The organism is Phocaeicola sp. ICN-14070 (assembly GCF_037892625.1).
Classification (GTDB): Bacteria; Bacteroidota; Bacteroidia; order Bacteroidales; family Bacteroidaceae; genus Phocaeicola; species Phocaeicola plebeius.
In genome coordinates this window covers 16,286-40,600 of record NZ_JBBKBF010000037.1, presented here as the reverse complement: position 1 = coordinate 40,600, position 24,315 = coordinate 16,286, and the positions used below count along the sequence as shown (strand labels likewise).

The 24,315-nt window shown below is 46.5% G+C and carries 32 protein-coding genes and 1 pseudogene; 15 read left to right on the top strand and 18 right to left on the bottom strand.

Going from position 1 to position 24,315, the window contains the following annotated elements; all coding sequences use genetic code 11:
- Positions 1-1,460, top strand: a 1,460-nt coding sequence (locus tag WKT20_RS11020; protein WP_340417370.1) for a type IV secretory system conjugative DNA transfer family protein, incomplete at its 5' end; no start/stop codon positions are given.
- A 476-nt stretch (positions 1,461-1,936) separates the two neighbouring features.
- On the opposite strand, the gene WKT20_RS11015 is transcribed toward WKT20_RS11020, so the two are convergent.
- Positions 1,937-2,635, bottom strand: a complete 699-nt coding sequence (locus WKT20_RS11015; RefSeq protein ID WP_340417369.1) for a DUF4276 family protein — start codon at positions 2,633-2,635, stop codon at positions 1,937-1,939.
- A complete protein-coding gene (locus tag WKT20_RS11010) occupies positions 2,632-3,756 on the bottom strand; it encodes an AAA family ATPase (RefSeq protein ID WP_191857957.1) in 1,125 nt (374 codons plus the stop codon). Before WKT20_RS11010 ends, WKT20_RS11015 begins: the two co-directional genes overlap by 4 nt.
- Before the next feature lie 257 nt (positions 3,757-4,013).
- Here WKT20_RS11010 and WKT20_RS11005 point away from each other — a divergent pair, with 257 nt between their 5' ends.
- Positions 4,014-4,400 carry a Fic family protein gene (locus WKT20_RS11005; RefSeq protein ID WP_259031663.1) on the top strand — a complete coding sequence of 129 codons (387 nt, stop codon included), beginning with the start codon at positions 4,014-4,016 and terminating at the stop codon, positions 4,398-4,400.
- A 364-nt stretch (positions 4,401-4,764) separates the two neighbouring features.
- On the opposite strand, the gene WKT20_RS11000 is transcribed toward WKT20_RS11005, so the two are convergent.
- Genes WKT20_RS11000 through WKT20_RS10990 form a run of 3 tightly spaced genes read right to left on the bottom strand, consistent with a single transcriptional unit; the run spans position 4,765 to position 5,730 of the window.
- On the bottom strand, positions 4,765-5,139 hold the full coding sequence (locus WKT20_RS11000) for a hypothetical protein (RefSeq protein WP_227559756.1): 375 nt from the start codon (positions 5,137-5,139) through the stop codon (positions 4,765-4,767).
- Between the two features lie 34 nt (positions 5,140-5,173).
- Entirely contained in the window at positions 5,174-5,446 is a 273-nt protein-coding gene (locus WKT20_RS10995; protein ID WP_340417368.1) for a hypothetical protein, read from the bottom strand.
- 8 nt (positions 5,447-5,454) lie between these two features.
- The gene (locus WKT20_RS10990) at positions 5,455-5,730 is read right to left on the bottom strand and encodes a hypothetical protein (protein ID WP_040596705.1); all 276 of its coding nucleotides are present in this window, start codon (positions 5,728-5,730) and stop codon (positions 5,455-5,457) included.
- Between the two features lie 14 nt (positions 5,731-5,744).
- On the opposite strand from WKT20_RS10990, the gene WKT20_RS10985 reads away from it, so the two are divergent.
- Positions 5,745-5,981 (top strand): hypothetical protein, encoded by a 237-nt coding sequence (locus tag WKT20_RS10985; protein ID WP_227980238.1) that lies wholly within the window; start codon positions 5,745-5,747, stop codon positions 5,979-5,981.
- Positions 5,982-6,237: 256 nt separating this feature from the next.
- Here WKT20_RS10985 and WKT20_RS10980 read toward each other — a convergent pair whose 3' ends face one another.
- Positions 6,238-7,986 carry a ParB/RepB/Spo0J family partition protein gene (locus tag WKT20_RS10980; RefSeq protein ID WP_340417367.1) on the bottom strand — a complete coding sequence of 583 codons (1,749 nt, stop codon included), beginning with the start codon at positions 7,984-7,986 and terminating at the stop codon, positions 6,238-6,240.
- A 72-nt stretch (positions 7,987-8,058) separates the two neighbouring features.
- Between WKT20_RS10980 and WKT20_RS10975 the strand changes: the two genes are divergently transcribed.
- Genes WKT20_RS10975 through WKT20_RS10965 form a run of 3 tightly spaced genes read left to right on the top strand, consistent with a single transcriptional unit; the run spans position 8,059 to position 9,849 of the window.
- Positions 8,059-8,265, top strand: a complete 207-nt coding sequence (locus WKT20_RS10975; RefSeq protein WP_304222393.1) for a hypothetical protein — start codon at positions 8,059-8,061, stop codon at positions 8,263-8,265.
- A gap of 7 nt (positions 8,266-8,272) precedes the next feature.
- Positions 8,273-8,494, top strand: coding sequence for a hypothetical protein (locus WKT20_RS10970; RefSeq protein WP_227559751.1), 222 nt, complete (start codon positions 8,273-8,275; stop codon positions 8,492-8,494).
- 35 nt (positions 8,495-8,529) lie between these two features.
- Positions 8,530-9,849: an ATP-binding protein gene (locus WKT20_RS10965; RefSeq protein ID WP_272708789.1), complete on the top strand. Its 1,320-nt coding sequence runs from the start codon at positions 8,530-8,532 to the stop codon at positions 9,847-9,849.
- A 64-nt stretch (positions 9,850-9,913) separates the two neighbouring features.
- Here the strand turns inward: WKT20_RS10965 and WKT20_RS10960 are convergent, their stop codons facing one another.
- Both WKT20_RS10960 and WKT20_RS10955 read right to left on the bottom strand, forming a co-directional pair.
- Positions 9,914-10,168, bottom strand: coding sequence for a hypothetical protein (locus tag WKT20_RS10960; RefSeq protein ID WP_007901127.1), 255 nt, complete (start codon positions 10,166-10,168; stop codon positions 9,914-9,916).
- A gap of 6 nt (positions 10,169-10,174) precedes the next feature.
- Entirely contained in the window at positions 10,175-10,930 is a 756-nt protein-coding gene (locus tag WKT20_RS10955) for a ParA family protein (RefSeq protein WP_340417366.1), read from the bottom strand.
- Positions 10,931-11,423: 493 nt separating this feature from the next.
- On the opposite strand from WKT20_RS10955, the gene WKT20_RS10950 reads away from it, so the two are divergent.
- From WKT20_RS10950 to WKT20_RS10925, 6 genes are all read left to right on the top strand, one after another.
- Positions 11,424-11,840: a DUF4369 domain-containing protein gene (locus WKT20_RS10950; protein WP_340417365.1), complete on the top strand. Its 417-nt coding sequence runs from the start codon at positions 11,424-11,426 to the stop codon at positions 11,838-11,840.
- On the top strand, positions 11,807-11,932 hold the full coding sequence (locus tag WKT20_RS10945; RefSeq protein WP_007901135.1) for a hypothetical protein: 126 nt from the start codon (positions 11,807-11,809) through the stop codon (positions 11,930-11,932). The genes WKT20_RS10950 and WKT20_RS10945 overlap by 34 nt, the downstream gene beginning before the upstream one ends.
- 24 nt (positions 11,933-11,956) lie before the next feature.
- Positions 11,957-12,571, top strand: a complete 615-nt coding sequence (locus tag WKT20_RS10940; RefSeq protein ID WP_340417364.1) for a TlpA family protein disulfide reductase — start codon at positions 11,957-11,959, stop codon at positions 12,569-12,571.
- Positions 12,572-12,880: 309 nt separating this feature from the next.
- A complete protein-coding gene (locus WKT20_RS10935; RefSeq protein ID WP_272708791.1) occupies positions 12,881-13,345 on the top strand; it encodes a hypothetical protein in 465 nt (154 codons plus the stop codon).
- 36 nt (positions 13,346-13,381) lie between these two features.
- Entirely contained in the window at positions 13,382-13,618 is a 237-nt protein-coding gene (locus tag WKT20_RS10930; protein WP_149919053.1) for a hypothetical protein, read from the top strand.
- 73 nt (positions 13,619-13,691) lie between these two features.
- Positions 13,692-14,102: a SecDF P1 head subdomain-containing protein gene (locus tag WKT20_RS10925; RefSeq protein ID WP_340417363.1), complete on the top strand. Its 411-nt coding sequence runs from the start codon at positions 13,692-13,694 to the stop codon at positions 14,100-14,102.
- A 116-nt stretch (positions 14,103-14,218) separates the two neighbouring features.
- On the opposite strand, the gene WKT20_RS10920 is transcribed toward WKT20_RS10925, so the two are convergent.
- The 3 genes and pseudogenes from WKT20_RS10920 to WKT20_RS10910 form a co-directional block, all read right to left on the bottom strand.
- Positions 14,219-14,629, bottom strand: coding sequence for a single-stranded DNA-binding protein (locus WKT20_RS10920; RefSeq protein ID WP_007901141.1), 411 nt, complete (start codon positions 14,627-14,629; stop codon positions 14,219-14,221).
- Between the two features lie 438 nt (positions 14,630-15,067).
- Positions 15,068-15,709, bottom strand: coding sequence for a hypothetical protein (locus tag WKT20_RS10915; RefSeq protein WP_340417362.1), 642 nt, complete (start codon positions 15,707-15,709; stop codon positions 15,068-15,070).
- A 73-nt stretch (positions 15,710-15,782) separates the two neighbouring features.
- Positions 15,783-15,996 (bottom strand): annotated as a pseudogene (locus WKT20_RS10910) (DUF7688 family protein).
- Between the two features lie 457 nt (positions 15,997-16,453).
- Here WKT20_RS10910 and WKT20_RS10905 point away from each other — a divergent pair.
- Together WKT20_RS10905 and WKT20_RS10900 are read left to right on the top strand one after the other, a co-directional pair.
- Entirely contained in the window at positions 16,454-17,359 is a 906-nt protein-coding gene (locus WKT20_RS10905) for an Abi family protein (protein ID WP_340417361.1), read from the top strand.
- Between the two features lie 34 nt (positions 17,360-17,393).
- Entirely contained in the window at positions 17,394-18,233 is an 840-nt protein-coding gene (locus tag WKT20_RS10900) for a phosphoribosyltransferase (RefSeq protein WP_340417360.1), read from the top strand.
- A gap of 230 nt (positions 18,234-18,463) precedes the next feature.
- Here the strand turns inward: WKT20_RS10900 and WKT20_RS10895 are convergent, their stop codons facing one another.
- From WKT20_RS10895 to WKT20_RS10865, 7 genes are all read right to left on the bottom strand, one after another.
- Positions 18,464-18,967: an SLOG family protein gene (locus WKT20_RS10895; RefSeq protein WP_149919046.1), complete on the bottom strand. Its 504-nt coding sequence runs from the start codon at positions 18,965-18,967 to the stop codon at positions 18,464-18,466.
- Between the two features lies 1 nt (position 18,968).
- The gene (locus WKT20_RS10890) at positions 18,969-19,535 is read right to left on the bottom strand and encodes a ribonucleotide-diphosphate reductase subunit alpha (protein ID WP_340417359.1); all 567 of its coding nucleotides are present in this window, start codon (positions 19,533-19,535) and stop codon (positions 18,969-18,971) included.
- Positions 19,536-19,661: 126 nt separating this feature from the next.
- Complete coding sequence (locus WKT20_RS10885) at positions 19,662-19,910, bottom strand: hypothetical protein (RefSeq protein ID WP_340417358.1); 249 nt, start codon at positions 19,908-19,910, stop codon at positions 19,662-19,664.
- Between the two features lie 80 nt (positions 19,911-19,990).
- Positions 19,991-20,383 carry a hypothetical protein gene (locus WKT20_RS10880; RefSeq protein WP_340417357.1) on the bottom strand — a complete coding sequence of 131 codons (393 nt, stop codon included), beginning with the start codon at positions 20,381-20,383 and terminating at the stop codon, positions 19,991-19,993.
- Between the two features lie 622 nt (positions 20,384-21,005).
- Positions 21,006-21,899, bottom strand: coding sequence for a hypothetical protein (locus tag WKT20_RS10875; protein WP_340417356.1), 894 nt, complete (start codon positions 21,897-21,899; stop codon positions 21,006-21,008).
- Positions 21,865-23,244, bottom strand: a complete 1,380-nt coding sequence (locus tag WKT20_RS10870; RefSeq protein WP_340417355.1) for a DUF5458 family protein — start codon at positions 23,242-23,244, stop codon at positions 21,865-21,867. The genes WKT20_RS10875 and WKT20_RS10870 overlap by 35 nt, the downstream gene beginning before the upstream one ends.
- A gap of 12 nt (positions 23,245-23,256) precedes the next feature.
- Positions 23,257-23,724, bottom strand: coding sequence for a hypothetical protein (locus WKT20_RS10865; RefSeq protein ID WP_004310151.1), 468 nt, complete (start codon positions 23,722-23,724; stop codon positions 23,257-23,259).
- Between the two features lie 167 nt (positions 23,725-23,891).
- Here WKT20_RS10865 and WKT20_RS10860 point away from each other — a divergent pair, with 167 nt between their 5' ends.
- The gene (locus tag WKT20_RS10860; protein WP_149919039.1) at positions 23,892-24,314 is read left to right on the top strand and encodes a GPW/gp25 family protein; all 423 of its coding nucleotides are present in this window, start codon (positions 23,892-23,894) and stop codon (positions 24,312-24,314) included.
- Position 24,315: the final 1 nt, after the last annotated feature.

Sequence of the window (24,315 nt, the reverse complement as noted above, 5' to 3'; positions counted from 1 at the left end):
CGACATTGGCGACCAAGCTGTACTACCACTACAAGAAGAACGAGAAACTGGGTAAAGTGCCCAAGGGATGCAAGTTCAATATGATAAATTTTGTTGACGTAGAGTACAGCCGCCGGGTGAATCCAATCCAGGCCAAGTACATCAACAACCTCGCCGCTGCCAGTGAAACAGCGGAAACGCTGCTGGAGTCCCTGCAGAAGGGAAAGAAAGAGGGTGGCGGCGGAAGCGACCAGTTCTTCCAGACCTCGGCCGTGAACTTTCTTGCCGCCTGCATCTACTTCTTCGTGAACTATGAGAAAGAACCGTATGCGGCCGACGGCACTCTGCTGTATGCGGAGAGACGGCAGGACCCGCAGACGAAATTCTGGAAACCGACAGGTATCGTGCGTGACAAGGAGGGTGGCAACATCGTAGAACCTGCCTACTGGTTGGGAAAATACTCGGACATGCCGCATATCCTGTCGTTCCTGAACGAAAGCTACCAGACCATCTTCGAGGTACTGGAAACAGACAATGAGGTAGCTCCGCTGCTCGGTCCGTTTCAGACGGCCTTCAAGAACAAGGCGATGGAGCAGCTGGAGGGTATGATCGGTACGCTGCGTGTCTATACCTCGCGACTGGCAACCAAGGAAAGCTACTGGATATTCCACCGTGACGGGGATGACTTCGACCTGAAAGTGAGCGATCCGAAGAATCCAAGCTATCTGCTGATAGCAAACGACCCCGAAATGGAGAGTATTATCGGTGCGTTGAATGCGTTGATATTGAACCGACTGGTTACACGAGTGAATACCGGGCAGGGCAAGAATATCCCCGTGAGCATCATCGTGGACGAGTTGCCGACCTTGTACTTCCACAAGATAGACCGCCTGATCGGTACGGCCCGAAGCAACAAGGTGAGCGTGACGCTCGGCTTTCAGGAACTGCCGCAGCTGGAGGCCGACTATGGCAAGGTAGGTATGCAGAAAATCATCACAACGGTGGGCAATGTGGTGAGCGGCTCGGCCCGCGCGAAAGAGACACTGGAATGGCTGTCGAACGACATCTTCGGCAAGGTGGTGCAGATCAAAAAGGGCGTGACCATCGACCGGGACAAGACGAGCATCAATCTCAACGAAAACATGGACAGCCTGGTGCCTGCCTCGAAGATTTCGGACATGGCCACCGGCTGGATATGCGGTCAGACGGCACGCGACTTCGTAAAGACGAAAACCGGTGCCGGAGGTTCGATGAACATCCAGGAATCGGAAGAGTTCAAGACCACGAAGTTCTTCTGCAAGACGGATTTTGACATGAATGAGATAAAGAAAGAGGAAGCAGCGTATGTACCGCTGCCCAAGTTCTACACGTTCAAGTCGAGAGAGGAACGCGAACGCATCCTGTACAAGAATTTCGTACAGGTGGGGCAAGACGTGAAGGAGATGATAAAAGATGTACAGAACAAGCGTAACGCCCGATAAATGTCGGATTCTGAAATGAGGGATAAAAAGTAAAACGCCTGCCAATGACTTCGGAGTTATTGCAGGTGTTTTTTATAACACATATTCCCACAGAGCTGATTTTGTTGTTCAATCCTATAAAAAAGTATTATATCGAAATAAAACCGACTTGATTTGTTCTTGGAACGGAAAATAATGCCACCTTTGAAAACACCGTTTGAGGTGTACAGGCATAAAGTATTATTATTACGGTCATTCCCAAAATCGGTTTATCCTTTCATCTATAGAATAAAAGCAGATTTTGAATTGTTTAATAGTGAAACAGTCGCTCAAGGATAGAATTTTAAATTCATTTTATGAGCGACTATTTTATATATTGTTTTAATGGCATTACTGCCTTCATGAATCGGAAAAAGAACTATGAGAGCCGTGAAAAGACAATTCTATTGTGAAGCAACAATACGTTCTACATTCTTCTACATAGTCATTTGTGTCAATCAGCACTCAATCAGCTTCTCTATCCATTCATTGAAGTGACTGCAACGGGCACGAAGTTCATCCATGCCGATGCTCTTGGTGACATCCTTGCCGGTAGCCGGTTTGTTGTAGTTGTAATGCTGTTTTTTGTCACCTTCTATTGCCTTGATAATACGCTTGCTCGGAGCTGTTTCCGGACTGTTGTTTATCAGCTCGGGGTTGCCGGTTTTCTCCAGGTCTTTCTTCAGCTGTTCGCAGCGTTTCTCACAACCGGGGTAACGCTTTGCCAGATAGTCGATACCGCAGAACAAGAGAGCTTCAAATTCATGCAGCTGGATATAGGGAATGAAACGTCCATCATTGATTGCTTCAGCAAATGCCGTTTCCAACGCAGCGACACGGGCATAGGGCTCACCGATTGCTTTCGCTGCTTCATAACCGGGAAAATCATCCGGCAATGCGTAGAGGTCGAACATCGTTGTGAAAACATGACGTTCGTATTCACCGTCCATCTTCATTCTCCGCAACAGTTCCAGGTCTGTCACCGCATGGGCATAACTCAGCATTCCACCGCGGGCATTCTTTTTCTTGTTGGTGGTAATCAGGATGCTTTTCACACCTGCCACACCTTGTGCTTGCAGGTAGGGACGCAGCACTTCCTCCACAAATCCCTGTTCCGTCTGTCCCTCACAAAGGACATGAATAATCTTTGCTTTCATACGGGACGTCCTCCTATGATGTTTTTGTCCCAAAGTTCACTCACCGTATAGTTCTGAAGCCAAAGATGATATTCTTTGTCGTCAAGATGAGTGACAGAGGTGGCCTGCGTTTCCTTGTTCATTTCCACCACAGAAATATCGCCGATGTCGAAATGATCGACCAAATCCTTGCTCTGCGTGGCAATAATGACCTGTGCGTGTATGGACGCATCCTTAATCATTTCTGCCAGCTGGCTGATGGCATAGGGATGCAAGCCAAGTTCCGGTTCATCCAGAATGATGACATTGGGCATTGTCTGGGCAGGCTGCAGAAGCAGGGCAGCCAAGGCTATGAAGCGGATAGAACCGTCGGAGAACTGGTAGGCATTGAAACGGTAGTCCGTGGCAGAATTATCTACCCACCGAAGCGAAATGATGCCCCCTGTCGGCTCCAGATAGAAGTCCTGGAACTGGGGAACGACATCACGGACATAGTCAACAATCCGGTTGTAGGCATCCTTATAATTCTCCCGCAGGAACAGCAGGAAAGAAGGCAGATTGTTTCCGTGTGACTGGAGATAGTTGGCCGTCTCGACGGGACAAGCCTGACGCAGCGGGCCCTCTGTCGATGAATCGTGAAACTGATATACCTTGCAATAGGAAAGCATCTGGAAAATTGTCTTGGCAACCGGGTCCTCACACTCTGCGAGAGCCGATTCCTTGAAATTCGGTTCCAGTGCTATCTCGTAGGGTCTTTTCTTCCCTGTGCGGTGCCAGGTAATTCGCTCTTCGGTGATGATCAGCCTGTCAGGAGTGGCATTGGCCAATGAAAAGCCATAAATATCCATGGAGTTGCTGTCGGCAAACTTCAGTTCTCCGGACATAACCGGTGTCCGTTTAATGCCGTAATGCAGCAAGGCATGAGATGTGCCCGATATTTCCACATATCTCCCGAATGACTTACTCATCATGTAGCTCAGCATCCGGAAAAAACTGATGATATTGCTCTTGCCTGCGCCGTTAGCACCCAGCAAGATGCTGACATCACCCAGTTTCAAGGTCACAGGTTTGTCATAGGCTATGGATTTGTAGCCTCTGATGGTGACTTCTTGTAATTTAGTCCTTTGGTATGTCTTTGCCATTATCGTCATATTATTGATTGAGTTACAAAAATAACCATAAATCCCAATACGAACGAAGGAATGCTCAAAAAACTATAGAGTTAGTTTGTCCGGAGTCTGAATGCACAAATAAGAAATCAGGTTCTATATTTAGAGAAATCGGATTCACAGATCGGGCAAATGAAAGGGAATCAGGTGCTTTCAATAATTCCGACATTCTCAAACAAGTATATCAGCAATAAGCACTGTCTTTGCATTCAGAAACAAATTATTTTCACATGGGAAAGGATGTAAACCGTATAACGGCCTCCTACCGTTTCGGAAGAAACACGACCGGAGTATGTGGTGCTGACCATGCAGTTTGGTACGGAACCCGGCAAGAAAAACCGATAAGAAAACCCGACAAGAAAACCCGACAAGAATCCTCTGCAAGAAAGTACAATAAACAAGTATTGCGGAGGGAGCAAATCTTGGAGTTCTGTGTTGAGCCAAAGTCGTTATTCGATATTTTACAGCATTTGGGATTGAAAAACAGGGAAAATCTTATGGAGGTCTATATCAATCCGATGATTGGTGCAGGGGCGTTGGCGATGACGGAGCCAGACAATCCTACGAGCCGCAACCAGATGTATGTGGCGGTGAGGGAGGATATGGAGCACATGTAATTCAAAATGATTGTGCTGCCTCAATAATAAGGCGAGGTCGGACAGCGAAAATGCCCGACCTCTTTATTATGTTGGCAATGAGGATTCATTAGCATGTCTTACACAAAGAATGTATTATTCCGAGACAAAACCAACCGCTTTCTGCCATTTCAAAGGACTCTTGGCCTGGATGAAAGAGGGCGATTATCCCAATCGGTTGGAAATAATACCGGGAATCTAACCAGTATCAATAGAAAAGCGGATTGGTTACAGGGATTATCCATACGTAATAAAAAGGGATGTTTTGCCTTCGACAAAACCGGGCGCACACAAAAACACCGCCAGTACGGATGTATGGGCGGTGCAAAGAGTTATTGCTGCCATGTCAGGCAGTCTGTCCACTCAATAGCTTGCCGAGCTGTTGCCTGCAAAACTCCTCGTATTCGGCTTGGTCGGTGCCGCTCTCGACAGCGCGGTCAATGACATTGCCCAACTCATCGAAGCAAACTTCCTTGCTGACACACTCCGTGGCGGAGCCGCTGAGCAGATACACCTCGTAGTAATCCGAGCCGTTGAGTACAATCATGACGTATCCGGTATGGAGCCGTCCGTTCAGTTTGATGCGCAGTGCAGGCAAGTCCCTGTAGATGGTGGCAGCAAACTCCGTGATGCCCCATGACATGATTACCGGTGCCGGGGTCATTCCTACCAGCTGTTCCTTGATGGTCTGTGCAATTTGCAATACATATTCTTTTTCCATAACTGCAGTATATTAAAATGATTATTGATGTGTTTTACTCGAACCAATCCGGGTTGTCCTTCTTCAACTCGGCTATCAGTTTCTCGTCGCTGAGCTGAAGGGTTGACGCATTGGTAAAGAAAAAGATTCCGTCATAGATTCTTCCGGCTTCCTCGCTGGCAAAGCCTTCGTTCTTGTCTTCAAAGCTACCCAGTTGCAGGGCATCAAGCAAGAGTGTCGAGCCGATGAGCAGTTCTTCACCTTCGTTGGATTCCACTACACGGCAATCATAAGCCTTGCCGTCAAACTGTACTTTCTGTGTTTTCATACGCCTGTTCATTTTAATGGGATATGTTTGCCGTTGTTCTTGAGATACTCCATGATGCACTTGGCTTCTTCATGCGAAGCACAGTTGCGTTCATCGTAATGGCGTGTCTCGTCTGCCATCACCACAATACATTCCTTGACCAGCCGATAAAGGCTCTGCTGCAGTGTGGGGTGCATATCGGGAATAGCGGCGGCAAACCGCTTGGGATTGAAACTGAAACTGTTTACCGCCATTTCCCAGTCTTTGGCGAGCTTGTACTCCTTGCTTTCTCTGATATTTTCCATGTTCATAAAATTTAATGAGTTGTTTTTTTCTTCCCTCCGTTCGGTTCTATATGCTGTCGGAACCGCCTTGGGATTTACAGATGCTTTTCAAGGACTGGCGAACCAGCTGCTTCCGACGCTTTTTCCGGAAAATTACGCTTTCGCAGAAAGGAAGAATTTTGCAGGAAATGCACTTCAAAGTGACGGAATCCAGCGCGGCAGTCCACCTTTGCGACTGGAAAAACCAACCGGTGAAGACAGGTATGGACTGAAACAGACAAGAGATAAATAGAAAAGAGGGAAACAGAAGATAGAACAGGTAACGGGTGGCGGCGGGGAATCGGGAGGCAATTAGAAAGGGATAGAAAAGGGAGTTTGCGCGGATGACGGCACATGTCGGCAGACGCGCCGCCCGGCAATCCTGCCAAGCGGTTGGCTGTGAATCCCTGTTCCTTATTATATAGGGCAATTCCATGAAAAGACAGAGGGCGGATTCCTCCGCTCCTCCGCCCAAGAGTGATTATGGTATCAAGCTGCAATCTCTTCCTTTGTCTCTTTGCCGGCAGTCGCTTCCGCTTCGGGCTGTGGTTCATCGGACGGCTCCGCTTCCTGCCTTGCCTGTTCCTGCACGAGCAGGACAGCTTTCTTTTCCTCGATGCGCTGATGGCGTTTCTCGTACACCTCGTTGTGTCCATTCTTGATTTCCGCCAGTGCTTCGGGCATGTGCTTCTCTGCAAAGTCAAGCAAGAGGCTTGCCGTGGCATTGCTGCCCGATGCGTTCTTGAAATTGGCAATCAGATAATCCCTGCGGATGACGGCTTTCTGCTTGGCTGTAAGGTTCTCGATGATGTTCATCTTCTCCTTGTCCGTGAGGTAATGGTAGGTCTCTTCACACTCGATGCCGACCTCTGCAAAGTGTTCCCTGCGGAGGGAAGAAAGCAGGAAGAAATAAATCATCTTGTCCTCGTCCTGCCCGAACTTGCGTTCCGACATATCCACCTCCTGAATCTGCTTCTTGGTGTCCTCTACGGTCTTTTCAAGGGCAATCTCCTTGTTGCGCTTATCCTGCTTCTCCAATTTCTCCACCGGTGAGAGCGTCTGCTGCGTTGTACCATTATAGCCTGTGGATGAATGCACCGCATTTCTTACATAGCATAGTACGATGTCCTTGCTCTCAATGCGGAAGTAAAGGGTGATTTCGCCTGCCTCGCTTCGGGTTCGGATTTCCTCGCATTCCTTTACGTAGTCGTCCACTTCCTGCTCGTAGTCCTTGCAGGCTTCCTCGTATGCTTCGTCTGTCTCGTAATCCTCTTTCCGGGGTGCTGTGGACAGCTCGGGATAGGGCTTTGCATAGCCATTGAGACGCTCCACCTCATAGCCCATGGCGGTCAGTCGTTCCATCACATCCTCGTTGCCGTTGAAATTTTCCTGGCAGAGGGCAACCTCGTGGCGTTCTTCCATTAGTCGCACGGCTTTCTCTGTGAGATAGGTTGCATTCATTTCAGCAAGACAGGTGCGGTTGGCGCAATTTCCGCAACCACCCTCACAGAACAGCATCATGTTGTTGGTGTTGTGGGGGCATGACAGACAGAGGGTCTTGTCGAATGCGTACCGCTGCAAGTCGGTGGTGTATTGCCGTTCAATGCTGCGTGCCACCTCGGTGGCTTTCATCCCTCGCCAACTGTTGTACTGCTGTACGCTTTCACACAGATGCTTCTCGTACACCTCTCGCTGAATCTCTTCCCCATAACGGCAGATTTCGCTCGCTACGCTGATAGTGATTTCGTCCTGCTCCAGAAGCCGGGCTATTTCGGGTATCAAGGAGACGAATTTCAAGCGTGTGCGGATATACTTCTCGTTCTTGCCGAACTGCATCACCAAAGCCTGTACATCATAGCGACCGCTGTCTATGAGCCTTTGGTAAGCATTGGCTTCCTCAATCGGGGTAACATCCTTGCGTTGCAGGTTTTCCGTCACCGCCATTTCCTCGGCTGTCTCGTCCGATATTTCCATAACAATAGCCGGAATTTCTTCCAGTCCTGCCATGAGGGAGGCTCGGTATCGGCGTTCTCCGAACACAATCTCAAAGCGGTCTTCTGCCACCGGACGCACTCCGACAGGTTGCAGGACACCCTGCTGACGGATGCTTTCGGCAAGTTCCGACAGGCTTTCCTCGTCAAAGTTCTTGCGTGGGTTGTAGTTACTCGGCTGTACGTTTGCCAATGCCACCATCGTGATGTTTTTCTCCATTGATTGAACTGCTGCTGTTGTTTCCATAATCACAAAATTTAGTTTGAACTTGATTTTTTTGTTTCCCTCCGTTCGGTCCAGTTTCCTGTCTGAACCGCCTTGGGATTTACAGGTGCCTTTCAAGGACTGGCGGCCCAGCTGCTTCCGACACTTTTTCCGGAAAATTACGCTTTCGCAGAAAGGAAGAATTTTACAGGAAATGCACTTCAAAGTGACGGAATCCAGCGCGACAGTCCACCTTTGCACTGGAAAACCAACCGGCGAGGACAGAAATGTGCCGGAGAAGCAACATTCAAGATAAGGTAGAAGGGAGATGATACGCCGGAAGGCGGACAGTAAAAACGGAGAAACTGTAAAGGAAGGATATGCGGTACAGCCGGACAGACGGAGCGCAGGGCAAGGCGAGGTAAAAAGGCATATTGGCTGGAAAATTCTGTCAGTTCAGGACTTTGCCATAAATATATCCGACCGAAGTATGTGTTATTCAGAAAATATCGCTACTTTTGTAGTAAAGAAACCGCTGTTTCGGAAATGACCGTTTCGGAACGCCGACTTAAAATAGACAAGGATATGAGATTTTTTGATAGAAAAGAGGAAATAGCCTCTCTGCAGGAGATAGGCAGACAGGCGCGGGAGAACGCCCAATTTACGGTCGTGACCGGCAGACGCCGTATCGGAAAGACCATGCTCGTACGGAAGGCCTACGAGGATGAGCCGATGCTGTATTTCTTTGTCGCCCGAAAAGCCGAAGGAGACCTATGCGAGGATTACCGGCTGGAGATAGAGAACAAGTTGGGGGTTCCAACCATGGGACGCCCGGAACGCTTTACCGATGTGTTCGAATACCTGATGAAGCTCTCGGCAGAACGCCCCATCACGCTCTTCATCGACGAGTTCCAGGAGTTTTTCCGTGTAAACAAATCGGTGTTCAGCGACATGCAGCGCATCTGGGACCTCTATAGCCAGAAGTCCCGTATAAACCTGATAGTCTGCGGTTCGATATACTCCATGATGACCAAGATATTCAAGGACAAGAAAGAGCCGCTGTATAACCGTCAGTCGCGCTTCATGACCGTCCGGCCGTTTACACCCAGCGTCCTGAAGGAAATTCTGGCGGAATATAATCCCGCCTATACACCGGAAGACTTGCTGGCTCTGTACGCTTTCACGGGAGGCGTGGCCAAGTATGTACAACTGCTGGTGGATGCAGGAGCTACTACCAAGGCAGCCATGCTCGACCACATCATAAAAGCCGATTCCATCTTCCTGGGGGAAGGAAAAGCCATCCTGATAGAAGAGTTCGGTAAGGATTATGGCATCTATTTCTCGATCCTGTCTGCCATTGCTCGGGGAAAGACATCCCGTTCAGAAATCGAGAACGTCATCGGCAAGGAAATCGGCGGCTACCTGACCAAACTGGAAAATGAATACGAGGTCATCGCCAAGAAGCAGCCCCTCTTCGAAAAGAGTTCTACCAAGAACGTCCGCTATACGATAGAGGACAACTTCTTCACATTCTGGTTCCGCTTCATCTACAAATACAGCTACATGCTGGAGATAGAGAACTATGGAAGCGTGAAAACGATCGTGAACCGGGACTATGAGACCTTCAGCGGCTTGATGCTTGAACGCTATTTCAAGCGTGTGCTGATAGAAAAGCAGGCCTTTACCCGCATCGGAAGCTGGTGGGACCGCAAGGGTGAAAACGAGATTGACATCGTGGCGGAAAACGAACTGGAGGAAACCGCCACCTTCTTTGAAGTGAAGCGCAAGGCCGAGAACATCGACCTGGAAGTGCTGGAGACGAAGGCAGCTGCATTTTTACGCGCTACCGGAGAGTTCAAGGGGTATGCCCTCTCATACAAGGGGCTGTCCATGGCAGACATGTAACAATGCCGGGCTGTTCAGTCCGGACATACGAAAATACGGAAGCAGGAGAAAGTGAGGAAAACCCTCACTTTCCATGCTTTGCCAGATACTCCTTCATCGCCTCGTTCACAATGTCTCTCAACGACATGTTTTTCTCGATAGCGAGGTATTTCATGCGTGTGTGAATGCTCTTGTCAATGACGAAATTACAATGTACTGCCGGCTCCTTTTCCTTCTTAACCGGTACCGGCTTCTCCTTTTGCGGAGATTTCTTCGTGGATGACAGCAATCCGTCCAGTCCGGTCTTCATGCCGTCTTTCAATAAATCGCTTTTGCCCATATCTGTTTATTTTAGTTTCAATACTTCTTTAGCCAGCTCCATGTAGTCCTTGGCTCCGTTGCAGTTCTTGTTGTACTCGAAGATATTCTCTCCCTTAATCGGTGCTTCGGCCAGTGCCACATTGTCCCGGATGACGGTTCCGAATACCTTGTCGCAGAAAGAATCGTTGATGATTTCAGCCACGCTCTTGTTGAGCGTCTTGCGTTTGTCATACTGAGTGATGAGAATGCCGCCTATCTTCAGGTTGGGATTCAACCGTTCCTTGACAATTTCAATCACACTGGTAATCTTGGCCATTCCGCGCATAGCCAAAAACTGTGCCTGCACCGGAATAATCAGATAATCCGCAGCCGTCAGTGCATTGAGCGTCAACAGCCCCAAGGAAGGCGGACAGTCAATCAGGATGTAGTCGAATTTCCGGCTTTCGAGCAATTTGGCAATCAGTCCTTTCAGAATCAGTTCCCGTCCCGGCTCGTTGATCAGTTCGGACTCTGCCGCCGACAGGTCCAGGCAGGACGGCACCACGGCAAGCCCGTTCTCCAGCTCTACAAGCGGCAAAGGATATTCGCCTTTCATCGCTCCGTACACCGTCTGTTCCTCCTCGATGGAAAGTCCGCACGACTCTGTCAAGTTAGCCTGACCGTCCATATCAATAGCCAGTACACGCTTTTTCTTCTGCCCTAAAGCGGCAGCAAGATTGATGGTGGTGGTTGTCTTTCCAACCCCGCCCTTGTGGTTCAATATCACTATAATTTTTGCCATAAAGCATTGTCTTTAAATCATATACAAAGATAGTACTTTATTTAGTAAATACTAAATTTAGTGCATACTATTTTACTATAAAATATCACTTTAGTAATATAGTATGTTAGTATATACTACGATACTAATATACTATTTTACTCATCTACTAAATGTAGTAGCTACTATGTATAGTAAATGGTATGAGATAACTCTTCAAAAATTCTTATCTGACAGGTGTACCGAAGTCATCAGTTGCCAGATAGAACGTTTTTTTCAGTCTGAAAAATCGTCGGACAAGATGAGCTGCTGGAAAAAATAAGGTAGTTATTCCAGAAGCCACCCCCACCTTTTGCATACTGGTGCGTATTAACAATGATGCGGTATGGAAAGGCGAGTCAGGTATCAACAAATAGGAAAAAGAAGACAGATGCTTTGTCATGCTGATTATCCAGTCTGATTGCCAAACATAACAATCAATCATAGAATCATTAACGTCAAAAAAACGAGTAACATGAAAAAATGGATTACACAGAGCGTAGGCTTGCTCATGTCCGGATTCCTGTTCGGGCAAACTGAAAACACCCAGGAAAAGGAACAACCGATGAAAGGTTATGAAATCAACGGCCTGATAACCGGGAAATATACCGGCAAGGTATATCTGGTAAAGGAAGATGGCATGCACGGGCCACAGACAAAAGTGGACAGTTGCGAGGTGATAGACGGACGTTTCCAATTCAAGGGAGATTCCGTACCTGAACAATCGGTCATCTATTTCATCCAGAGTCATGACGAGCAGCTGGCACCCATCTTTCTGGAAGGGGGTCAGATCAACATGAACATGCGTGCCGATTATTTCTTGGGTTCGTCGACCAAAGGAACCATCAACAACAACCTGTGGAGGCTTCACCAGTTGCAGACAACTGGATAGACAGCATGCTGCTGGCTTCCAACACTCACTATATGCGCTACGGACGTGGTAATTTGGCCGTGGAGGACAGCCTGTTCAAATTCCGCACCTAGGAACAGAACACCAAGAAACTGAATATGGAGAAAAACATGGTGAGATTCTACAACGACCAAGCTTTCGCCCCGTTCATCATGCTGTTTGAGATGACGAACGAACTGTCATTGAACGAACTGAAGGAACTGCGCGGACAGCTGAACGAAAAGCTGAACGACCATCCGTACACTAAGGAACTGGACGAAATCATCGCCAACAAGGAATTTAGGGTAGGTATAGAGGCACCGGAGTTCTCCATCAAAGGCATGGACGGAGAGGACATCGAACTGAAGAACTTTATCGGTAAATACATCCTGCTCGACTTCTGGGCATCGTGGTGTGGACCGTGCCGCAACGAAATGCCGAATGTGGTAAAGCTCTACAAGGAATGCAAGGGCAAGAACTTAGAAATCATCGGTATCTCGCTGGACCAGAAGCCGGAGCCTTGGAAGAAGGCGGTGAAAGACCTGAAGATGACTTGGCCGCAGGCGTGCGACTTCCAGGTCTGGTATGGTCCGGTAGCACGCAGATATAACCTGACTGCCGTACCTTACACCGTACTGATCAATCCCGAAGGGAAAATTGAAGCGTTGAACCTGCGCGGAGAAGAGCTGATTACCACCATCAAGACCTTGTTGAAAAACAACAAGAAGAAATAAGGGTGTAAAAACGGGAAATACACCGGTCTGTATGCCTGCCCGGTGCAGGTGTACAGACCAACAGACCAAAGCATAAAACATAGCCGGCATGTCCGAGAATTATTTCCGGTTCTCTGCTTTCTAAGATGATTTAACGAAAAATCAATCAATCTGTTAGAATCGAATTCCTATTTTTCTTTATTTTTGTGTAATCCAACTGTAGTGTAAAAGATAACGCATATGGAAACGAGCAAAATCCCCGTACCGGAAGATGTACTTGAAAAGATAAAAGCTTACTGCCTCGAAGCCGGACAGCCTGTTGAAAACTAGGTGGCGACCACCTGGCGATTTCTGGAAAAGAACGACATTGACATTTATAATGAAACGTGTGAACCGACTCTTGCCGGCTCTTCGGATGTGGAAGAGGAACGCGCACAGCTGATACAGCTCTGTGAGCTGATGAGTGAATTTCTGCGTAAACAAAAGCAAAGGCAGGCGCACCTGCCGGATCCGGAGGCCCTGCAAAAAGCCGAAGCCGACATAGCTAAGCTGAAAGAGCATATAAAGGAGTATAAGCAACAGTTGGATGAATACCACAAAAAACATGTGGCCTTTGTCTACGAAATAATGAAATGGCAGAACAAGTATAATGATCGTGACAAACAATACCATTGTACTCTGTTTGACCTTAATGAAAAAATGAGACTGCTGGAGAAGGCCAAAGCCGAATTGAAACGCTGCAAGGGACTTTTTGCTACTGCCAACGAAGAAGTTCTGAAGGAACTGGGCATTTGAAGCACTGCGTATACATCATTTCAAACAATAAATCATATGAAGGAAATTTCAAGACAGAATATCGTTTTGAGCACCGTTGCTGTCATCATGCTGGTCTTGATTCTGACAATCGGATTCTTTGCCATTCCTGTCGGCATCACTTTATGTTCGCTCATTTGCGTTATCCATGGAATAAAATCCTTTTCATGGAATTTTCTGAAATGGTCTGTCATTTTCCTAGCCATCGGCATCGTTTCGGTCATTTATACTATTATTCTGATTACATCCATATAACTACATCTAATTTTTAAAACTTATAAAAGTAAAAAGTGAAATTTCGTTTCTGACTAAAGTCAAGCTGCTTCCTGTGTGGGCAGCAACTCTATTGTCTGTGCTGTTTGCAAGCTGTTCCGAGAAACAAATTAAAAACGGATGGTATCATATAACAGACGGCAAGACGCTGACTTTTGATTCATCACCCATTGTTACCACGGTTGACTTTGAAGTCCTGCGAATAGATTCTGCCTTGAACAGTGCAAACGTCATGACGTACATAATTGCCGGCAAAATAAAGTCCGGCAAGGCTAAAGCATGGGCTAACGCGACTGAAAGAGCAATCGGCAAACAGATAGGTTTTCTTTACAAAGGAAAAGTCATAACCGCTCCACAAGTCAATGCCCGGATAGACAGCGGAAATTTTCAAATTATCCCCGACGGATTCTGCAATGATAGAGAAAAAATGTTCGAACTGTATGAATCCCTGGTGGATGAACGATAGTAGTAATGTAGTATCTACTAATTTTAGTAAACGACTATTTTCTAATACCCTATTTTACTACGTTTAGTAAATACTACATTTAGTATTATTTGATTGTCAATCTGATATTCTTTCTATCAGAACGGCAAATCTTCATGACTGTCCTGCGGAGAATCGGGAGGTGTCGGGACTTCATCTGCAGCTACAGCCGGACTTGCGGTTTCTGATGCCGTGCCTTCACGCTTGCCGGCACTGATGAACTTCAAGACATCTGCCGAAATGGAAATCTGGATTTGCGGGTTGTCTTCCTTGTCTTTCCAAAGTGAAGTGGAGAGTGTCCCTTCAACCAGCAGCAGCCGTCCCTTGGTGAGATATTCTGACAGCCGGATATGGTTTTCTTTCTTGCTTCGAACCCTTACCCATGTGGTAATGCTGTTTCCGTGTGCGTAATCGTCCACGGCAATATCAAATGCGATGAATGAACCGTGTGTTCCTGTGACAACCTGGCAATCTTTGCCGATACGACCGATAGTATGAACGTATAACATAACTGAAATTGTTTTACGGCAAGGTGGTTAATCCTGCCATTACCTAAACTGACTTTGTTTTTATTCCCTTCTTTCGGCCCATTTGCGGCCGCAGGGATTATTTTTCGGCCTTGAAAGGTGGCGGTGGACATCCGCCATGGCCGGTAAGGAAAAATACGCTCGACAGCCGAAGAGGAAGATTTTTCCGAGACCACACGGGCAGAATGCCGGCATTGGCAGGAATGGAAACCGGCGGTTACCTTTGCTGAAAAATCCAATTCCCCGAGGTCGCACGGCGGAGAACGGAAGAGCTGCTACAAGAGTGATGGATAGAAAAGGGAAATCTGAGGTAAAAAGGAACGGTGCATGGCAATGCCGTCGATAAAAAGGGACTTTGCGTCGGCAGACCGAAGCCGGAACAGACCCTACCAGGCCCCGGTAAGGTCTGTCTGTAGATTATCAGTCAATATCGTAACCAATCATGAAATCGTCATTGATAAGCAGATAGTAATAGCCGTTGCCACAATTCCGGTACTCCTTGCTGAATCCGGCAGCCATGTCGCCGTTTTCACGCGGTTCGCACCAAAGCGTACCGTCATAACCGCAAAAGTCGAAACGAAGCGTTGAGAATTTCTCCTTATTCTTCATGGCCTGGCGGAACCGCTGCATGCTCCAGCTTCCGCAATACTTCTCAATCGTGGAGAGTCGGATGCACTTTCCGTCAATAGCCGTTCCTGTGGTGATGCGGTTTTCGTACAGGGTCTTCTCAAGGTCTGCTGCTGTAATCTTGCGGAGCCAGTCGTTGGTATGCGTGGCAAGGCGTGCGAGCTTCTGATATTTGAGAATCATTTTCCTGTCCACATCCTTTTCGTCTTCCTTTTCCTGTGGCGGATAATAGATTTTTTCGATGTGGCTCCAGTCTGAAAAGATGTAGCCATGTTTGCGTTTGCCTTTCGCAATAATACCGACGATGTTCTCCCTGCCACGGTTGATAAATAATTTCCTGCGTTCCCCGAAAATTTTTACATACAAGACCGGTGGATTCTGTTCGTTACGGAGATATTCTTCTGCCGGATGCATTGTTGCTGTTGTTGTGTCCATACCAGTATTTTTTTAGTTGTTCATTCTTTTATTTTATTTGGAGCCGCTTCGGGCTCCCGTTTATAAGTTATCCTCACGAAATTTGACTTTTGTCCCTGAGTGCTGTTCTGAGTTCAGGGAGTGTGCCCGTCCTGACTCCCATTTCGCCAAAAGCTGTTTCTGACATAGTCCCGGTACTCCTTTCCGGAAAAGCTCTTTTCGCTCAGATTATTGAAAAACTTACGGATGCTGAATCCGTCTTTGCTTGACAGTATTGTCCTGCCGTCCTGTCTGATTTCTTCTTTCATCACTTCAATTTTCAAGTGTTCAACATTGTCTGCTGTCTTACTTTTCCCTCTGTTCGGACTGTCACGACCGTCGGGATTATTTTTCTGCTCCGAAGGTCGGCAAGGAACAACCGGATAAGGCTGAGCGGAAAAATACGCTCACCGCTGTCAACGGAGAGGAAGATTTTTCCGGCTCACCCCTGCGGCGGTCTGCCGGCATTGTCAGGATTGTGACGGACGGGTATTTTCGCAGCAAAATAACTCTACCGAGGTCGCACGGCTGAATAATGGGACATAGGATAAAACAGCTCTGTGAATGAGATATAAGGGATGGACATGTGAAAAGCATAGAAAGGGAAGAGAAAAGCTGATGAATGTTTTGCCGGACAGAAAAAATGTATTATATTTGCAGCAACATGCTTACCCCGCTTCCCGTAAGAACAGCGCGCTCAGGGTAAGCTTTTTATTTTATATACCCATGGCAACAAATAAGATACCTTATCCCAAGCATCTCATATCCTTTACAGATCAGATAAATCTGCTCAAACAAAGAGGAATGGTTTTCGGGAATGAACCCAAAGCCCTGCACCTATTGCAGAATATCAGTTATTATCGTTTGAGCGGCTATTGGTATCCTCTACTGGCGGACAAACGACAGCATATTTTCAAACCGGGCAGTACATTTGAAACGGCCTATAACATCTATAAGTTTGACAGTGAGCTCCGCAAACTGATTATCGCAGAGATTGAAAAGATAGAGATTGCAGTCCGTACACAGACAGCATATATCCTGTCTTCACAGCATGATGCGTATTGGTTTGAAGATTCCTCGCTTTTCTCAAACCCTGTCCGCCATGCAAAGTTGCTGTCAAAGATTGACGAAGAATACAGCCGCAGCGATGAAGAGTTCATCAAAGCGTTCAAGTCGAAATATTCCAACCATTTCCCGCCAAGCTGGATAACAATGGAAATAACCTCATTCGGAACACTTTCCATATTGTACGAAAATCTGTTGCCTGGAAAAATCAAGCGTTCCATAGCTGCATATTTCGGGCTGGCGGATAAGGTTTTCGCATCGTGGCTGCATAGTGTCGTGTATGTGCGTAATATCTGCGCTCACCACAGCCGCTTGTGGAATAAAACTTTAAGCATCCGTCCATTGATGCCACGCTCTCCACGAAATACTTTCATCAAATTGCCAGCTAACGGGACACCGCAGGTCTATTTTATATTGAGCATGATTATATACCTGCTGAACACAATCAATCCCAACCATACGTTTGTTTCGAGGTTCAAGGCACTTTTAAGCCGTTATCCTTCTATTGATGTCCGGGCTATGGGATTTCCGGAAGATTGGAAGACCGAGAGCATCTGGAAAGACTGAATGTGAAATACGTTTGTCCATTGCCTAAACCTTAATGGAACCGAAGCTGCTGTTTTTGATCCTGTTCTGTCTGATTATAGGACTGCTGCATATCATCGCCTTCTGGTGGCGGAAAGCCGGGGAAGCGGCGTATGCAGCCGCACGGAACGCCAGCCGGGAAGACGAAAGGGAACGCTATTGCCGTATGGCGGTGATGGCCGGACATAGAGACGCCTGCCGTATGTTCTGCTGTATGTATCCTGAACGGTTTGATGACAGGCGGCCGCTCAAGCCGTTCAAGTTCCGTGGAATCCGGATTGCATTTTACGGCTATTACTATCCGTCCCGGTACAATGATTTTCTCAACGAAGCACAACGGACATTCTGCCGTTCCATCTACCGGTTCAAGCAGGGAGAAATACACGGCATCGAGTTCTTCAAGGCATGTATGACCGCCATACAGGCAGACGGCAAGCCTTATCATATCATGTTCATGCCATGCAGCAACTGGATAAAGTACGGACAGCGGTTCAAACGACTGGACTGGTATATGGGCAAGCACAGGCCGGATCTGACATCAGGACTGTACGATACCGTGATTTGCGATGCCCGGGAGAGCCTGCATGAAGCCAACAGCGGAGAAGGCCGTGTCCTTGAACGGAATTACGAGATTACCGGTGATATAAAGGGAAAAGAAATCATTATCATAGACGATGTGCTGACGACTGGGCAGAGTGTGGCCGACTACAAGGAGGAAATAGAAAGGCACGGCGGCAAGGTAGCGGCCGCCATTTTCTATGGTAAGACGTTCTCTATGCCGCCGATGTTCATAGTCAGGATGTCGGTATGGTGGGAATATCTCACCAGCCTGATTGGAGGGGCGTTATCCCAATAACCGACCATTATCATTCTACTCTCTGTAGAGGATTCCTTTCCGTGTGTTTTGTTGCAGTAATAATGCTGGTCTTGATTTCATAGAAAACGGAAGCGTAAACCCGGGAAACGGAGAACCCGGTGGTAAAAAGGAGAGCGTGCCGGCTGGTCGGTACGCATATAGAACAGCATAGCCGCTCTTACCCTATGGCCAGACCAACCGAACGGAGCGGACTGCAGACCGTTTGTCTGTCATCCGCTTGAATGGCTGTAGAGATTGGAGACTTGAAGTCCGCCAGCCGTGGCTTTGCGACAAGTGTAGAACGTACCGCCTTTGGGTTTCCCGTCATACCAGGAGATAAGGCGCGAGCAGTGGCATACCATGTAGTCGTTGCGCCTGAGAAAACAGCCCTGAAAGTAATGTTCACTGAGGATGATTACTTCATCCGAACTGCTTAGTACGGCTTCATACCCGGCTTTCATCGCATCGCTCCACCGCTCGGCCTGTCCCCGATACGGCACAACCGCAATGACCTGCAAGTCCGGCAACTCTGCTTTCAACGAAATGGCGGCTTCTGCTGCCAACTGGTCAAACCCCAGTGCCGCCCCATGGTAGAAAAGTCGGTAGCCATCTGCATATGCCTTGGTTATCTCTTTTATCAACAACTGCTTCAGCCGTTTGCGGTAAAGTAACGGAATGTTGCGGTGTCCGCTGAAGCACACGGACACTGCCTTGTCATTCTTGAATTCTATCATATCAGTTCACTTTATAATGGGTTCTTGCAAGGAATAATCCACCGAGCACATTCGCACCGAGGCTTTCAAGCTGATGGGCGTAGGTGGCATAACTTAATCCTTTGGAAATTACATCATCGAAGACCACCACCGACTTCCCATTGAAGAAAGCCGAGTCAAATTCAACGATGTTCACCTTCCGGATTTCCTTTTCTGCCTTGCGGTTCTCGTGGATGCTCAACCGCTCTCCGCTCACTGAGACATGCTCATATCCGTTGATAGCTCCGGCCAGCTCGCACACTCTTTGACAAAAAGCCTTGTAACGTATCTCGTTTTTCTCTCGGGTGGATGCCGGTACGGGAGAGAACACGATGTCGGCACACGATGCCCCATAGCGTTCGGTCATGGCGGCTGCCGTGCGTCGGGCTACTTCTTCGTATGCCCGTCCGTCCTTGAAGTCAAACACTAATTGGCGGTCTGCCTTCTCGCGCTCGCCTACGTTCCGTATGCGTACAGGAAAATACTTGCAGAACCATGTCTGCGGTTTGTCCAACTGCTTTTGGAGTTCAATGTCTATCGTCTTTGCCATGATGCTGTCATTTTGTTTCCCTCTTCTTGAAGGCCGTTCAGCCTGTGGAGGGATATTTTCAGCCGGCACTGCCGCTCGAAGATTACCGCTGAGACAAACCTGGGGCATGAAATACGCTCTGACATGTCAGAGGAAGATTTTCTGCTCCAACATCAATGGCGGTTTGGCATCAGGTAACGGGCGGTTTACTTTGCGGAAAATATGACTTCCACAGAGCCGGGTGACGACAGAGAACGCTTTCTCGTATAAATGTTGGCAAATGATAAAACAGGGCACTACAATATAAGAGGAACGGGCGGGCAGTGGAGCGTCTGCGGCTTGCCGGTCCAAACTTCCCGATGAAGTGACCGGACGGCTCAGTCCCAGATCTGTCAAAGCGAAGCCTTGACAGTTTGAGACCGAGTCGTTTGGTCTTTACATGTTCGGACCTCCGCATAAAGAGTCACTCAGTCGCCTCATAGCAGCTCCGCTGCCATAGGGCGAGTGAATGTCTCTTGCGGACAAGCCTTGTGACGCTCCGCTGAAGGTGTGGGGCGAAGCTGTATAAGGAGATAAGGGGGACGGCGCAGACGGTTAGAAAAGTATGGACGACAGACGTTCCGGCAAGGACAAACGGCAGGCTTTCTTGTGTCGCCTGCGGCAAGTAGGCCTGCATCCTTGCTTGGCCCAAAAGACGGGCGCACTGCATATAGCAGACCTGTATGCCATTTGCCGTATGCCGGTCTTACAGGCAAAAACGTCCGTTCGCCGGGTTTATTTTTCCGCACCATGAAAGTGATAACGGCAACGGGACAAATCTGGTGACAGAAATACGCTTCTCCCGGAGAAGGAATATTTCCGTCGGCCACCGCAGACCGTGAGGATTTGCAAGGTACAACTGTTACCCGCTACTTTCGCGGAACAACAAGCCGGAAGGCAGGGCTGACTGTAAGGATATAAAAGGATTGAAAAGACAATATAAAGGGAGACGATAAAAGGGGAAAGGAGGATAAAAAAGGCAGATGCCAGGCTATAAAGCTAAAAGGCCAACCGGATCCCGGCAGGACGGAAGAGATTAATGCTTAAAACAACCTACAATTATAAAAAAACCAATCCATGTTATCAAACAATAACAAACATAGAATAAACGTCCAAGAATTAAACGAGTGTTTGACTTGGACTCATAAATCAATTTAAGGTTTGAGAATTTAGGAGGTTTATAATACCTGACATATATGTATATAATAAATGGGAGCAGAATTAATATCGCCCATACCCAAGAGGTCAATTCCCACTTCGTAGTTATAGGTATATACTTTAGAATTTTAAAATGAGTATAGTATTCTACTATATATATAATAGATAATATATTAAGAAATAGGCATAAGGAAACAAACATTATAGAATCAGACCAATGCCAACCACCTTTTTTTAAACGATTATTCTTTTCGAAAAAATAAGATGTCCAATATATTATTTCTTTTAACATACTCAATACCTTTTAGCTGGGACAGGACCAATAAATGTTTGTTTAGGCGTATATTGCTGTTTAATTACTTGCTGAGGAAGAGGTCTTATATGAGGAAGAACAACTCTCAAATTATCAATCGGTTGCTTAAATGGGTCTTGTTGAGAAGTACCATGTTGAATAGGACGGTCAAAAGCACCTATGGAATCTAATCCCCAATAGACTAAACCAATTGCTAACCCCGCCCATCCACCTATACACAATGCCACTCCAGAAACAGCGGTATTCACCAATCCTTTAGCAAGACTTATTTCATCTCTGACAACCCCATAGGCATCAACAGCTATCCCCAAAAAGAAGATCTTTTTACTGGCACTTTTTGCCAACGATGTAACCTTGTATGTTTTAATTTTGGCTCGACTTCCACCTTTCCAGCCACTATTATAGAGTTTAGGTGAAAAATGCCCCGATTTAGAGAAACGAATTGTTGAATGTTTTCCATAAATCTCAGCTATAGAAGATAAAGAACCAGCAGCGGTGATTGTATTTGATGCATATCCACGCCATACTGCGGTATTTGCTTCTTGATGGTTTATTGTATTAGGATTTGTAATCCACAAAGGTTCAGAATTAGAAAATGAAATCATTCCAAAGGTTCCGATTCCTGTACTTTCTATTTCATAGCTTCCCAAAGGGGTTAGTTCCAACACTGTTGATAGTTGATTATCAAATGTCACACATCCTTTTAAAGGCATGTCATTCAACATCCTTTGCCCTAATTCCTGTTGGCTTATATTTTCAAGGTAATCTGGCATAAGTGAATAAATAAAATATAGATGGGAATATATAACATTCCCATCTACAGATTTAATGAAGTTAATATTATTCTTGATGATATTCGCTTTCCCAAATAGCATCTTCCGGATTATCGCCTTTATGACCGGCAAGCTGTATCACGAAGCTTTTTGCCGGGAAATACGGTGTGATGTGAATATCAAGAAGCACACGGTCTTTCTGATTCGGGTCTTGTTCAATCTTCATAACCTTGAAGCGTTCGATGAGCTTGTTCGGGCCCATTACACTATCGAGGAATTTCACAACCTGACCACGTAGATCTGCTTCCGTGCGAGTAGTCCAATTTTCAAATGCCCGACGGTTCAGGAAGTCAATCAGTACCTTCGTTATATAGTCGAATACACGAACTACGGAGTAGGTCTGCAAGCCAAGATTATCTCCATTAAATAATGTCTTGGCAGAGAAAGCCATAACCTTGCTGTACTCGTTCACCATCGGCACAAGACCCATACGTTCAAGCTCGGAAATCTCGCTCTTGCGAAGGTCGAAGCGTACACTTTCTACTTCATTAAGTCCACCAAATTTCTTTCCGGCTACTACCTGAGACATTAAGGTGCTGTATATTTTTCCGGCAAGTGAAGAAGATGGCGGGATATAAAGATTTTCTTCTTCTCCAACGCTTTCCTCTCTTTGACGACCAAGCAACCAGTTACAGGTCATAATAGTATTCGATTTGAACACATCTCCACTCGTATGATTGGCATTGAAGAATATATCTACTACATCGTCCGGAGTTTCAAGGTCTTGGAAGTCTGTAACAAGAAAAGCCTTGTTCTCGTATGCCATTTTAGACCACTTATCCAAAATGGCATTTGAGCCTATATATCCAGGAACGACAAGCAAGGAGTAGTTGCGACGCAGGTCAAGACGGTCAAAATTCTGTTTGAGTTCGTTGCTAATGTGGTCAGCGAAAATGGTATTGTCCAAATCCTGAAGCTGCTCCATGGTCGCATTGACAATGGTGACATTCTTCACCTTATCACTTTCCGTGTTCTTATAAAAGAACGCAATAGTGCGATATGCGCTTTCAAGTTCCCGTGTCCTGGCAAGAGCATTCTTCAAGTTATGATTAAGAAGGTTCTCGGCGTTTTCTGCGGTTTCTTTGGCCTTGTCCCGCATTTGTTCGGCAGTGTCATTCTCACGTAAGAGTTTGAGCCATACGCTTAAGCGATTAACCAAGGCCTTACGTTCATTTTCCCACTGTTCATCCGTGAGGAAGATGTTGCGACGGGCCTTTCGTGCCGGATTAAGATTGGAATACCCATCTATGATATTTTCAAGAAAAGCGAAGCCACCAAATTCTTTGAGTTTGTCTATTGCCGATGCAGATGACTTTTGCGCCTGTTGTGATACGACTTTCTGTGAGGTTGTCGTACTGGCTGTCTGTTGTTGAGTTTCCTGCTTCATCTTAGTAAAAGATTAAAGTTCTACTTTCTTTTGATTTGCCAGAATCTCCTCGATTGATGATTCAATCACGTCCATAATGGCATTTTTGACTTCCGGATTTTCAAGTGCTTTCTGTAAAGCGCGGTTGGAAGTAAGCTGGCGAGTTATTCTAACACCCTGCTCTTTCTCAATGTCAAGTTTACTCAAGAAATCACTCTTCTCTTTAATCTTCTTGGCTCCGAAGTCTCCAAGTCCGGTGAATGTCATGATTTCCTTGATTTCATTACCTTCCGCATCCACGTGGCATAAGTCAACTGTTGGTTCAAAACGTTGGAACACATCTTCAATGGTTTCCAAACCATACACGCTTTCCGGAGCTGCAGGAGCTTCATCTGTCAGTTTTTGAACTATCAAAGTTCGGTTGGAGGGGATTTCCGCGATGGATTCGTTCGCATCGACTTTTACTTCGTTGCCTCCAATTCCATAATTGTAGATTGCCATAGAATTTACTTTTTAATATCATACTTTTTTTATAGCTCTCTTTTGGTTTTGTGACCGTGCGCAATATATGAATTATTTCTGAAACCGTCAAATTTTTAGGAGCATTTTATTGGCATCTAACAAGGGAAAGAGTATATTTGCGAAATAGAATAAAATAAAAGAATAGTATGACTTACCTGAAAATGCCATTACAATTGCAATCGGCTGTTGCCAAGAAATTGCAAAGGTGTTCCTATCAGGAATCGATAGCCCAACACATCATGCTACTGATTCTTTCTCACCATGGGGAAGTTATCGGCCGAGAAGACTTTGGTTCCATGATATGGGACCTTGAGTTCAACCAACTTGTGAAAATTAGCGATTGGGAGGAAGGAGTAAAAAACTCCTTAATAAAAACGATAGAAAAATATGAAAAGAGGTTACGAAATGTGGATGTGAGCGTCATCCTCTTGGAAATAGAAGAAGAAAATATAGATAAGGTGTCTCATATCCGCAGAAAGGCACAAATAACCGTGACCGGAACAATGGATAGAACCAACGAGAAATTCAATTTTAATACTTCATTATATATAAGCCCTTTATCACAATAAT